This window comes from Nonomuraea sp. B208 (genome assembly GCF_057536035.1).
Genome location: NZ_BAAJOU010000003.1, coordinates 135670 through 147984 on the forward strand (window position 1 = coordinate 135670; position 12315 = coordinate 147984).

9 protein-coding genes and 2 pseudogenes are annotated in these 12315 nt (G+C 72.8%); 4 read left to right on the forward strand and 7 right to left on the reverse strand.

Annotated elements, in window-relative coordinates:
* Window positions 1-117 precede the first annotated feature (117 nt).
* A pseudogene (locus AC27IY_RS01925) lies at window positions 118-786 on the reverse strand (response regulator).
* A complete protein-coding gene (locus tag AC27IY_RS01930) occupies window positions 783-2075 on the reverse strand; it encodes a sensor histidine kinase (RefSeq protein WP_487176924.1) in 1293 nt (430 codons plus the stop codon). Before AC27IY_RS01930 ends, AC27IY_RS01925 begins: the two are co-directional and overlap by 4 nt.
* Between AC27IY_RS01930 and AC27IY_RS01935 the strand changes: the two genes are divergently transcribed.
* From AC27IY_RS01935 to AC27IY_RS01945, 3 genes are all read left to right on the forward strand, one after another.
* Window positions 2074-2469 carry a hypothetical protein gene (locus tag AC27IY_RS01935; protein WP_487176925.1) on the forward strand — a complete coding sequence of 132 codons (396 nt, stop codon included), beginning with the start codon at window positions 2074-2076 and terminating at the stop codon, window positions 2467-2469. The genes AC27IY_RS01930 and AC27IY_RS01935 overlap by 2 nt on opposite strands.
* Window positions 2466-3947 (forward strand): multicopper oxidase family protein, encoded by a 1482-nt coding sequence (locus AC27IY_RS01940; RefSeq protein ID WP_487176926.1) that lies wholly within the window; start codon window positions 2466-2468, stop codon window positions 3945-3947. Before AC27IY_RS01935 ends, AC27IY_RS01940 begins: the two co-directional genes overlap by 4 nt.
* 66 nt (window positions 3948-4013) lie before the next feature.
* Window positions 4014-4883 carry a fumarylacetoacetate hydrolase family protein gene (locus tag AC27IY_RS01945; RefSeq protein ID WP_487176927.1) on the forward strand — a complete coding sequence of 290 codons (870 nt, stop codon included), beginning with the start codon at window positions 4014-4016 and terminating at the stop codon, window positions 4881-4883.
* Between the two features lie 9 nt (window positions 4884-4892).
* On the opposite strand, the gene AC27IY_RS01950 is transcribed toward AC27IY_RS01945, so the two are convergent.
* Window positions 4893-6875, reverse strand: coding sequence for a glycosyl hydrolase family 28-related protein (locus tag AC27IY_RS01950; protein WP_487176928.1), 1983 nt, complete (start codon window positions 6873-6875; stop codon window positions 4893-4895).
* 140 nt (window positions 6876-7015) lie between these two features.
* Window positions 7016-7354 (reverse strand): WXG100 family type VII secretion target, encoded by a 339-nt coding sequence (locus AC27IY_RS01955; RefSeq protein ID WP_487176929.1) that lies wholly within the window; start codon window positions 7352-7354, stop codon window positions 7016-7018.
* A gap of 152 nt (window positions 7355-7506) precedes the next feature.
* Here AC27IY_RS01955 and AC27IY_RS01960 point away from each other — a divergent pair.
* A pseudogene (locus tag AC27IY_RS01960) lies at window positions 7507-8707 on the forward strand (RNA-guided endonuclease InsQ/TnpB family protein); the annotation flags it as partial.
* 33 nt (window positions 8708-8740) lie between these two features.
* Here the strand turns inward: AC27IY_RS01960 and AC27IY_RS01965 are convergent.
* The 3 genes from AC27IY_RS01965 to AC27IY_RS01975 form a co-directional block, all read right to left on the reverse strand.
* Window positions 8741-9781 carry a hypothetical protein gene (locus AC27IY_RS01965; protein ID WP_487176989.1) on the reverse strand — a complete coding sequence of 347 codons (1041 nt, stop codon included), beginning with the start codon at window positions 9779-9781 and terminating at the stop codon, window positions 8741-8743.
* Between the two features lie 93 nt (window positions 9782-9874).
* Window positions 9875-11344 carry a sulfatase family protein gene (locus tag AC27IY_RS01970; protein ID WP_423473085.1) on the reverse strand — a complete coding sequence of 490 codons (1470 nt, stop codon included), beginning with the start codon at window positions 11342-11344 and terminating at the stop codon, window positions 9875-9877.
* Window positions 11341-12309, reverse strand: coding sequence for an aliphatic sulfonate ABC transporter substrate-binding protein (locus AC27IY_RS01975; RefSeq protein ID WP_344204614.1), 969 nt, complete (start codon window positions 12307-12309; stop codon window positions 11341-11343). Before AC27IY_RS01975 ends, AC27IY_RS01970 begins: the two co-directional genes overlap by 4 nt.
* Between the last annotated feature and the right edge of the window lie 6 nt (window positions 12310-12315).

Genomic DNA, 12315 nt, shown 5'->3' on the forward strand with positions numbered 1-12315 from the left:
CGCACGGTGGACGGCCGGCTCGGCGCCGTCCTGCTGTGGACGCTGATCTGGGTGCTGAACGCCTATGTCCTGCTGACGGGCTGAGTCTGACAGGCTGAGTCTGACTGGCTGAGCCCGCTACGGCCGGCCGCCCGGCACGACCAGCCCCGACTCGTAGGCGAGGACGACGAGCTGCGCCCGGTCGCGCACGCCCAGCTTGGTCATCGACCGGCTCACGTGCGTCTTGGCGGTGGCCGCGCTGATCACCAGGTGCGCGGCGATCTACTCGTTCGACATGCCGCGGCCGACCAGGGAGACGATCTCGCGCTCCCGCTCGGTCAGCCGTTCCAGCCCTTCGGGGCGGGCGGCCGGGCGGGGCGGGGTGCTGACGTACTCCTCGATGAGGCGGCGCGTCACCGACGGCGACAGCAGCGCCTCGCCCTGGGCCGCCACCCGCACCGACCGCAGCAGGTCGCCCGGCTCGATGTCCTTCAGCAGGAAGCCGGATGCCCCCGCCCGCAGCGCGGCGAAGACGTACTCGTCGAGCGCGTAGTTGGTGAGGATCACCACGCGGACGCCGTCGAGCTCGGGGTCGGCGCCGATCCTGCGGGTGGCCTGGATGCCGTCCAGCAGCGGCATCCGCACGTCGAGCAGCGCCACGTCGGGGCGCAGCCGCCGGGCCAGCTCGACCGCCCGCGCTCCGTCGCCGGCCTCGCCGACCACCCGGATGTCGTCGGTCAGCTCCAGCAGCGCCTTGAACCCGGCGCGGATGAGCGGCTGGTCGTCGGCCAGCAGGACCTCGATCACCTGGCCGCCACCGCCGGCACCGGCAGGTCGGCGCGCACGCTGAAGCCGCCGGCCGGGTCCGGCCCGGCCGTCAGCGAGCCGCCCGCCGCGACCGCGCGCTCGCGCATCCCGATCAGCCCCATCCCCGGCGTGACCGTCCCGGCCTCGCCGTCGTCGTCCACCCGCAGCGTGATCCCCGCCGGATCGTAGCCGACGGCCACCGCGACCGACGCCGCGCCCGAATGACGCAGCACGTTGGTCAGCGCCTCCTGCGCGATCCGGTACGCGGCCCGCCCCACCCCCGGCGGCACCGGGTACGGCTCGCCGGTCACCTCGTACGACACCCGCAGCCCCGCCCGCCCGGCCCTGGACACCAGCCCGGGCAGCCCGTCGAGCCCGGCCTCCGCCTCGCGCTCCGGCCCGGCCCGCCGCAGCACGCCGAGCGTGGCCCGCAGCTCGCGCATCGCCTCGTGCCCGGAGTCCTTGACCGCCGCCAGCGCCTCCCTGGCCCGCGCCGGGTCCCGGTCCATCAGCTCCATCGCCACCGCGGCCTGCACGTTGACCACCGAGATGGTGTGCGTGAGCGAGTCGTGCAGCTCCTGCGCGATCCACAGCCGCTCCTCGCCGGCCCGGCGCAGCGCCGCCTCCTCGCGGGTGCGCTCGGCCTCCTCGGCGCGCTGCTCCACCGCCCGCAGGTACGCCCGCCCGCTCCGCGTCACCTCGCCGATCACGACCATCGCGACCAGCCAGCCGCTCAGCAGTGTCATCCCGTCGCCGGCCGACGGGTCCTGATCGGCCAGCGCCATGAGCCCGTACACCGGCAGCGCCAGCCCCGCCGCCAGCCAGATCGCCTGCGCCCGGCGGCCGAGCGAGGCGAGCGTGTAGATCGAGGCCAGCGCGGGCCCGGCGGCGAACACGCCCGGGTAGTGGGCGGCGTAGTAGACGGCGCCCGCCGCGACGGCGACGATCCCGGCCGTCAGCGGGGCCGCGCGCCGCCAGGCCAGCGACAGCGCCGTGACGTTGATCAGGATCAGTCCCGCCGGGTCGAGCGGCCGCTCGCCGGGACCGGCCCACGACAGGTTCGCGTACGTGCCGCCGACGATCCCGGCGAGGGCGCCCACGGCGATCAGGGCGTCGGTTCTCCGGCTGCTCATGCCCACACCGTAGAGCGTCGCCGCCGGGCCGGGCGTCGTCCGGCGGGCGTACGTCAGCGGCGGGAACGGGCCGGCGTACTCCACGGGGAGTACGCCCCAGTGCCGTCCGCCGGGCGACGCCCGAGGGGAGCCCGGCCGCGCACGATGGCGTCCCATGACCACCCCTTCCCCGACCCCCTCGTGGGTCCTGTGGCCGCTGCGGGGTCTCGCCACCGCGCACCTGGCCGGCGTGCTGGCCCAGGCGGCGCTGGCCGGGCTCTTCGTCACCGGCGACGTGGACCTGCTGGCCTGGCACCGCGACAACGCCGGGGTCACCCACAGCCTGCTGTACCTGCAACTCCTGGCGGCGGTCCTGCTGTGGCGGCCCGCCCGCGGCCCCCTGTGGCCGGCGCTGGCCAGCCTGGGGATCGTGGCGGCCGAGACGGCCCAGGTGGCGCTCGGCCAGTGGCGGGTCATCGCGCTGCACTTCCCCCTCGGCATGGCCGTCTTCGGGCTGTCGGCCGTCTTCACCGCCTGGACCTGGCGCTTCGGCCGGGGGAGCGCGGCATGAGCGGGCTGTCGAGGCGGGCGTTCCTGGGGGCGCTCGGCGCGGCCGGGCTCGCCGCCGCCGGGTGCGGGGCGCGCTCCGGCGAGCTGCTGCCCAGCCTCGCGCCGCTGCCCAGGCCGTTCACGGTGCCGCTCCCGGTGCCCACGCCCGCCCGGCCGGTCGGCCCCGGCCGGTACGAGCTGACCCAGCGGGCGGCCGAGGTCGAGATCCTCCCGGGCCTGCGCACCCCGATCTGGGGGTACGCGGGCACCTTCCCCGGCCCCATGTTCGAGCTGCGGCGCGGCCGGCCGGTCACCGTCGCGGTACGCAACGAGCTGCCCGTCCCGACCTCCACCCACCTGCACGGCGGCGTCAACCCGCCGGACGCCGACGGCTACCCCACCGACCTCGTCGTCCCCGCCGGTTACCCGGCCCACCATCACGGCCACCCCGAGACCCACCATCAGGGCGTGAAGGAGTACCGCTACCCGGTGGACCAGCCCGCCGCCACCCTCTGGTACCACGACCACCGCATGGACCACACGGCCCCGCAGGTGTGGCGCGGCCTGGCCGGCCTCGCCCTGGTACGCGACGACGAGGAGGACGCCCTGCCCCTCCCCAGGGGCGAGCGGGAGCTGCCGCTGCTCATCTGCGACCGCTCCTTCGCCGCGGACGGCTCCTTCCGCTACCCGGACCACGCGGCGGGCGGGCACTTCGGCGGCGACCACATGGAGGGCGTCGAGGGCGACGTCGTCCTCGTCAACGGCGCTCCCTGGCCGGTCGCCGAGGTCACCGCGACCCGGCACCGCCTGCGCCTGGTCAACGCCTCCAACGCCCGCCGCTACCTGCTGCGGCTCGCGCCGGGCGGCACGCCGTTCGTGCAGATCGGCAGCGACGCCGGGCTGCTGGCCGCGCCGGTGGCGCACGAGGAGATCCCGCTCGCGCCCGGCGAGCGGCAGGACGTGCTGGTCGACTTCTCCGCCTACCCCGTCGGCACCGCGGTCACCCTGGTCAACGCCCTGGGCGAGGGCTCCGCAGGGTACGTGATGCGTTTCGTCGTCGCCCGCCGCGCCGCCGACGACAGCGCGGTGCCGAAGGCGCTCTCCCGCAGGGCGATGCGCCCCGCCGACGTGGGGCCGGCGGTCGCCACCCGCCGGTTCGACTTCCGGCGCGGCGAGACCGCCTGGACGATCAACGGCGAGCCCTACCGGCCCGGCGTCCCGCTGGCCCGGCCCCGGCTCGGCACCGCCGAGGTCTGGCGCTTCACCAGCGACTTCCACCATCCCGTGCACCTGCACCTGGCCCACTTCCTGGTGCTGGCACGCAACGGGCGGCCGCCGTCGGCGACGGACGGCGGCTGGAAGGACACCGTGGACGTGCGGCCGTACGAGGTCGTGGACGTGCTGGCCCGCTTCGCCGGCCACCGAGGCAGGTACATGCTGCACTGCCACAACCTGGAGCACGAGGACATGGCGATGATGGCCGACTTCGACGTGGTCTGACGCGACGGCGAAAGGCGTGATAGGGGAGACTTGCTGTCGAACGGGACTTTCGCGGTAGGAGCAGGCATGCACATCGTACGCTTCGTCAGCCCCCTGTCCGGCGCCGACGCGGTCGGCGTCGACGACGGCGAGCACGTGACCGAGCTGTCCGGCGTCACCACCGTCGGCGAGCTGCTGCGGCTGCCGGCCGCGGAGCTGCGCGAGCGCGTCACCGCCCCCGACGGCGCCCGGCACCCCTCGGCGGCGGTGCGCAGGCTGGCCCCGGTGGACGGGCTGATGGAGGTGTGGGCGGCCGGCGTCACCTACCGGCGCTCACGCGAGGCGCGGGTGCTGGAGAGCGAGCGGGCCGCCGACGTGTACGAGCTGGTCTACGACGCCGAGCGGCCCGAGCTGTTCTTCAAGTCCGTGGCCTGGAAGGTGACCGGCGACGGCGGCCGCATCGCGGTGCGGGCGGACTCGGAGATCGACGTGCCGGAGCCGGAGCTCGGCCTGGTGCTCAACGCGGCCGGCGAGATCGTCGGCTACACGGTCGTGGACGACGTCAGCTCCCGCACCATCGAGGGCGTCAACCCGCTCTACCTGCCGCAGGCCAAGATCTACCTGGGCGCGTGCGCGGTCGGCCCGGCCATCCGGCCCGCGTGGGAGGTCGCGGACCCGTACGCGCTGGACATCACGCTCACCATCGCCCGCGGCGGCGCGATCGTGTGGGACGGCAAGTCGTCCACCTCCGACCTGCACCGCCGCCTCGACGAGCTGGCCGGCTACCTGTTCCGCGCGGACGTCTTCCCCGACGGCGCGGTGCTGGCCACGGGCACGAGCCTGGTGCCCGACCTGCCGTTCACCCTCCAGGACGGCGACACGGTGACGATCGGCATCGGCGAGGTCGGCACCCTGACCACCACCGTGGTCAGGGGCCTGGAGGGCATGCGCGGATAGCGCTCCGGTTCACCAGCGGGACGGCGGCGGGGGCGGCACCACCGGCGGGCGGTCGTCGCAGGTGATCGTGTTCGGCAGCATCCACGGCGCGAGCCAGCCGCCGTCGTTGCCGCCGAGGTCGGTCAGCGTGAACTCCGAGCCGGTGGGCGGGAAGCCGAAGGAGCCGCAGTTGTTCACGCCGACCGCGCCGACGTTGCGCGCGTCCACGTTCTCGAACGTCGCCGACCCCTTGACCCGGGCGCTCACCACCGACGTTCCCGTGCCGTCCACGCGGGTGTCCTTGAAGTGCACGTTGGTGATCGCGTACAGGTCCTTCACCGACCACTCGCTGACCAGCATGATCGCGTTGTAGGTGCTGTCGAGGAAGTGGTTGCCGGTGGCCCGTACGTCGGCGGCGATGTCCCGCTCCAGGGCGTAGAGCCAGAGGGCGCCGAGCCCGATGTTCCAGTTCAGCTCGTACGTCCCCGCCCGCACCGTGGTGTTGCCGGAGATCGTCAGCCGCCCCTCGAACGGCTCGGCCCCGAAGCGGGAGCCGGCGTGCAGGGCGCTGCCCTCGCGGACCGGGTCGGCCACCAGGTTGCCGGAGACCGTGTTGTCCCGGCCGCCGTAGACGGCGATGCCGTTGGCCAGCACGGGCGACTGCACGGTGTTGCGCTCGACGCGGTTGCCCGCGTCGGCGCTCTTCTCCGACCACAGGGCGATGGCGTCGTCGCCGGTGTTGCGGATGACGTTGCCCGCGATGACCGAGTCCGTGACGCCGGTGTGGAAGTTGATCGCGTCGGCGACCTGGTCGACGATCATGTTCCCGGTGATCCGCAGGTTCGTCATCGGCCCGTCGAACCACATGCCGACCTTGGTGTGGCGGATGTGCAGGCCCTCGATCGTGGAGTCGCTGAGCGCGCCGCCGACGCCGTTGACCTGGTCGGTGTCCACGCGTTCGCGCACGTCGCCCTCGATGGCGAAGCCGGACAGGTGCACGTTCCTGCTGCCGCCCTCGGCGGCGGGCCTGCCGTAGAAGCCGACGCCCGTGTGGACGGAGCCGTCGGGCGCGGGGGCGGGCAGCGCGACCTCGCGGCCCTTGATGATCGTGTGCCAGCTCCCCGCGCCGGCGATGGTGACGTCGTCCACGATGATGTGCCGGTTCACCTGGTACGTTCCCGGCGGCACGTACACCTTGAGCCGGGCCCGCTTGGCGAAGGCGATGGCCCGGTCGAACGCCTCCGCCGACTCGCGCCGCCCCGTGGGGTCGGCGCCGAAGGCCACCACGTTCGCCCCCGGCACCAGCCGCGGCGGGCCGACGAGCTGGGAGTCCATCAGGTCGATGACCGTCCAGGCCGCGCCGCCGCGCGCGGGGGCGGTCAGCCGTACCCGGTCGCCCGCCCGGTAGGCGCGGCCGAGCAGCAGCCGCTGCTCGTCGTAGAAGTGGTGGGGGCGGAACGGCTTGGCGACGACCGGCGGCGGAGTGGTGGCGTCCGGCACGCACGCGCACTCGGTGATCCACCAGTCGGGGTGCAGCAGGTCCGCCTGGGGGTCGTTCGAGAACGGGTACTGGTTGTAGAGCCAGGAGTACTGCGAGGTCAGCGTCATGGTCCGCCGGTCGCCGCCGTTGACCGTGACCTCCAGAGGCGCGGTGATCCCGCCGCCGCCCGGCGCGTCCGGGATGCTGTAGCGCACGGTCAGGGCGTTGGCCGCGGCCGGCAGCGTGAACTCGACGTGCTGGCCGGGCGCGAGCCGCACGGCCCGGCGGCCCGACGCCTCGGACGGCAGCGTGTACGCGGTCCGGTCGGGGCCGATGACGGTGCCGTTCGTGGCGGCGTTCTCCGCCTCCTGCTCGGCGAAGTCCACGGCCGCGCCACGCCCGGCGACCAGGGCGGGGTCCAGGCCCGCTCGCGTCACCACGGGAGCCCGTCCTGCGGCGGCCGCGGGGGTGGCCGGGGCGAGCCCGGCGAGGGCGAGTAAGGCCGACACGGCCAGAAGGGGGATACGGCGCATCCGGTGCTCACTTCTCTCGGGGCGTCCGAGGGTCGGGGGGTGACGCGACAGTAGGTCCCCCGCACACCGGTCCACAAGGAGCTGTGCGCAACTTTCGGTTTTTTGTCAGCCTTTTGCGTGGGAGCGCAAATTGTTGCGGATTATTGCGCGCCCTGCCAGTCGCCCTGCCAGTCGCCCTGCCAATCGCCCTGCCGGTCGCCGGCCGCGGCGGCGTCCTCGCGCAGCCGGCGGGCCCGGCGGCGCAGGTTCTCGGCGGTGGCCAGGCAGGTGTCCTCCAGCTCGGCCAGCTCGCGGCGCAGCCCCGCGGCCCGCTCGGCGAACCGTTCGGCGGCCGGGCCGGTCCAGAACGCCTCGCACTCCTGCGGGTGCGCCGGCACGCCGTCGAGCGCGCCGGTCAGGCGGCGGGCGTAGCGGGTGAAGGTGGAGGCCAGGGACTCCTTCTCGGCGGCCTGCCGGAGGAGCTGGTGCTTGGTGGTCATCAGATACCTCCGAGGCGACCCCAGCCTTCAGGCGGGGGAGGAATCGGACTCCTGCGGAGCAGGGCAGGAGCAGGCGGTGTGCCGTCAGGCGGACCGCCGTCCGCTTTTGGAATCGGCCGGTGCGCGAGTGATCTCGCACATACCATCGAAAGGTGGCGCAGCTCGTGAAGCGGGCCTACAAGTACCGCTTCTACCCGACTCCTGAGCAGGCCGAAGAGCTTGTGCGGACCTTCGGCTGCGTGCGCCTGGTCTACAACAAGGCTCTGGAGGAGCGGACCCGCGCCTACAAGCTGGAAGGCCGGGGGGTCTCCTATGGTGAGTCGTCGGCCGCGCTGACCGCGTGGAAGAAGACGCCGGAGCTGGCGTTTCTGTGCGAGGTGTCGTCGGTGCCGTTGCAGCAGGCGCTGCGGCATCTGCAGGCGGCGTTCGCGAACTTCTTCGCCCGCCGGGCCGGATATCCGACGTTCAAGTCCCGTAAGCGGTCGCGGGCGTCGGCCGAATACACCCGTTCGGCGTTCCGCTGGCGTGACGGCCGGCTCACCCTGGCCAAGATGAGCGCGCCGCTGAACATCGTGTGGTCGCGCCCCCTCCCCGAAGGGGCCGAGCCGTCCACGGTCACCGTGTCCCGGGACGCGGCCGGACGCTGGTTCGTGTCCCTCCTCGTTGAGGAGAAGATCGCGCCGTTGCCGCCGGTCGAGCAGTCGACGGGCGTGGACGCCGGCCTCACCGCGCTGCTCACGCTGTCGGGCGGCGAGCAGATCGCCAACCCGCGTCACGAGCGGCGTGAGCGTCGCAGGCTGGCCAAGGCGCAGCGGGCGCTGGCCCGCAAGGAGAAGGGGTCGAACAACCGGGCCAAGGCCCGGCTGAAGGTCGCACGCGTGTACGCCCGGATCGCCGACCGGCGCCGGGACTACCTGCACAAGGTCACCACACGGCTGGTTCGCGAGAATCAAGTGATCGCCGTGGAGGACCTGGCCGTCCGCAACCTGCTCAAGAACCATGCGCTGGCCCGCGCCATCTCCGACGCCGGGTGGTGGGAGCTGCGGCGCATGCTGGAGTACAAGACGGACTGGTACGGCCGCACGCTGGCGGTCGTGGACCGCTTCTTTCCCTCCTCCAAGTTGTGCTCGGTCTGCGGTGCCTTGCAGGAAGAGATGCCGTTGAGCGTCCGGGGGTGGGCCTGTACGTGTGGCGCGGTGCATGACCGTGAGGTGAACGCGGCTCAGAACATGTTGCTCGCCGCCGGGCTGGCGGAGAGCTGAAACGCCTGTGGAGCTGGTGTAAGACCTCAAGCGGGAGTCCTCCTCTCGCGGCGGGCGACCGGCAGTGAAGCAGGAAGACCGGCCGGCGACGGTCGGAACCCCCTCGTTCACGAGGGGGAGGATGTCAAACGCGCTCTCCGGCGTCGCGAAAGGTCTCCAGGTCCTGCCACAGGCGGTGGCCGGCGTCCAGGGCGCCGGTCAGGCCGGACCAGGCCCGCTCGCGCAGGCCGTCCGCGCCCGCGCCCGGCTCCAGCGCGTGCCGCAGCGCCGCGGCGAGCGCCCGTTCGTAGGCGGGGTGGGTGCCGAGGGCGTAGGCGTCCAGCAGGACGCCGGTCTCCTTCTGGTGCTCGGCCAGCAGCTCCTGCAGCGCCTCCGGGAAGGAGCGGTAGGCGTGCGCGAGGTGGTGCAGGTTCCAGTCGGGACCGGCGTCCGGGCGGCGGTTCAGCAGCTCGACCGCGACCACGGTGAGAAACGCGCCCGACGGGCGGGCCAGCGCGATCAGCGTGGTCAGCACGTCGGCCGGAGCGGTCGCGGGCAGCTCGCGCCACTCCTCGCCGAGCCTGCCGGTGCGCTCGGCGGCGGCGAAGGCCCGCGCCAGCAGGCCGGGGGAGGCGGCGGCCGCCCGGGCGAGCGCGGCGGGCGGCAGACCGTCGCGTTCGCCGGGCACCTCTACCTCCGACCAGCCACGCAGAACGAGAACCAGGCCATCAGGCCCGAGCGCGTCCAGCAACGCCGCCGCGTACGCCGGATCCCCGGCCGCCTCGCCGGGAGTTCCGGTGGCGGTGGTGAACGCGCGCTCGACCTCGTCGGGGCGGCGGGTGGCAAGGGCCGCGAGGACGGCTGTGGCCGTCTCGGCGGCCGCCCGCGTGGCCTCCGCCTCGCCGGCGAACGGGAACACGGCCGTGAGCAGGCCGCGCTCGCGCACCGGCACCAGCTGCTCGGCGGCGTCGATGCGCCACCTGAGCTCCCGCCGCGCGTCGTGCAGGAACTCCTGCGCCCGCCGCAGCGCGGTCGCGCCGTGGCGGGGGCCGGCCCAGTCGTCGCCGGCCTCCGCCACGGCCGCGTCCACCAGCGGACGCACGCCGCCCAGCAGCAGGCTGCCGGCTTCGAGGCGGCGGATGAGGTCGTGTGCTCGGCTGGGGTCGATCCCCACGAACTCCCCCATGGTGAAACCCTCCCAGAGGGTGTGATTACCGCGTGAGTCAAACACACTCGGCGGCGGGTCGCAGGGCTTTCGCCGTCCCATGCGCAACGGGAATCACCCGGTGGCGTCCTCCTTCTCGAAGGAGCTGAGCGTGGGGTCGTAGTCGGAGGCGCCGATGTCGTACATCGGGGTCATCCAGTGGTAGAAGTTGTCGCCGCGCTCGCGCAGCAGGTCGTACAGCCTGCGCATGAGGCGGCGGCGGACCCCGGCCAGCTCGGGGTGGGTGTAGCGGTTGCTCAGCTCGTACGGGTCCGCGTGCAGGTCGTACAGCTCGTTGACGGACTCGGGGTTGACGACGAGCTTGTAGCGGTCGTCGCGGATCATCCGCTGCGGGTAGGGGAAGTGGTGGCCGTGGTACTCGGCCAGCAGTTCGCCCGGCCACTCCGGATGCTCGCCGCGCACCAGGGGGAGGAGGCTGCGGCTGTCCACGGCGGGCTCCGGGTCGCAGCCGGCCAGTTCCAGGATCGTCGCCGTGCAGTCGGTGAGGGTGACGAACTCGTTCCTGACCTGCGGCGGCGCGCCGGGCACGCGGACGATGCCGGGGATGCGGTAGATGTCCTCGTACATGGCCGGGCCCTTGTCGTGCAGGCGGTGGGCGCCGGTGAACTCGCCGTGGTCGGCGGTGAAGAAGACCGAGGTGTCGTCGCTCAGCCCCAGCTCGTCGAGGCGGTCGAGGATGCGGCCGAGCTGCTGGTCGATGAGCGTCACGTAGCCCCAGTAGACCGCGATCAGCTTACGGGTGATCTCGATGGGCAGGGTGTCGAACGCCCAGTGGGCGCTGTAGTTGCGCTGCACCGGCGGTTTGCCCTCGAAGGTCTCGGCGATCGACGGCGGCAGCTCCACCAGCTCAGGGTCGTACATGTCGAAGTACTCGTCAGGCAGCAGGTACGGCAGGTGCGGCCCGAAGAAGTGCGCGGCCAGGTAGAACGGGCGGCCGTCGGCGGCGTACCGGTCGAGGTGCTCGATCGTCCGCGTCGCCAGGTAGTGCTCGAAGGTGGCCTCGACCGGCTGGTGCAGCCGCCCGGCCAGCAAGTTGCCCGGGTTGCCGTTCGGCGTCGTCCCCCGGATCAGGTCCGAGATCTTGTACGGCGGCAGCCCCCGCTCCTCCAGGTAGGCGAGGTAGTCGGGATGGTCCACCGGGTTGTGCCAGCCGGGCAGGTCGGGGCCGTCGAAGCCGTAGGAGGCGGCGTTGCGGTGGGTGCCGCCGTGCCACTTGCCGATCAGCCCGAGCTGGTAGCCGCGCTCCTTCAGCGCGGACGGGAAGGTGAACGCGTCGTCGCGCAGGTCCTCCAGGTAGCCGACGTTGCGCTCGTAGTTGGCCAGCAGCCGGTGCCGGAACGGGGCCTGCCCGGTGAGCAGGCTGGCCCGCGCCGGCGTGCAGATGGCCGTCGGCGTGTAGAACCGGTCGAACCGGGTGCCGGTCGCGGCCAGCCGGTCGAGGTTGGGCGTGGCCACGTGCGGGTTGCCGTAGCAGCCGAGCGTGTCCACCCGGTGCTGGTCGGTCATGAGGAACAGCAGGTTCACTTGCCGTACGCCTTCTCGTAGAGGTCGCCGGTGTAGTACGACGACGGTTCGGGCAGCGACTTGAGCTGGCCGGTGCCGACGAAGAAGTCGCCGAGGCTGTTCAGCCACTTGGCGACCGTGCCGTCCTTGGTCTTGGCGACCAGGTCGGCGGTGGACATGACCTCGACGTTCGCCGCGTCCGACTTGACCTTGGCCGGGTCGAGCTTGAGCAGGGCGGCCGTCTCGTTGATGGTCTCCTCGGGGTGCGCGGCCCGCCAGTCGTTGGCCTCCTGCAGCACCTTGATCACCTTGGTGGTCAGCTCCTGGTCGGTGTCGGTGCCGCTGACGAAGGCGTTCGGGAAGGAGTTGTCGGGGTACTCGCGGGTGCTGGCGATCTCCGTCATGTCCGGCACCTTCTCCTTGATCGTGTCGATCAGCGGGTACCAGAGGCCGGCGCCGTCGATCTGCCCGGCCGAGAACGCCGACACCACGGTGGCCGCGTCCATGGGCACCTTCTGGATGTCGGCGGCCGTCATCCCGGCCTTCTGCAGGGCCAGGTTGAGCACCATGTCGCCGGAGGTGCCCTCGGGCACGCCGACCTTCTTGCCCTTGAGGTCCTGCATGCTCTTGACGCCGGGCCGGCCGATCACCCGGTCGGCGAAGCCGAGCGTGTTGATGGAGACGACCTTGGCCTTGCCGGAGGCGGGCAGCCACATGGCGCCGGGGCCGATGTAGCCGAAGTCCAGGTCGCCGGCGCCGAGCGCCTGGATCTGGAGCGGTCCATTCGTGAAGACCTTGATCTCGGGGGTGAGCCCCTGCTTCTCCCAGAGCCCCTGCTTCTGGGCGACGGCGAGCAGGCTGGCGCCGTTGTAGTCGCCGATGTAGCCGAAGCGGACGGTGGTGCCGTCGTCGGAGCAGGAGGTGACGGAGAGCGCGAGGACGCTCACCGCGGCGGCGGTGGTGAGGGCGCGGCGAAGAGAGCGCATGTCGTG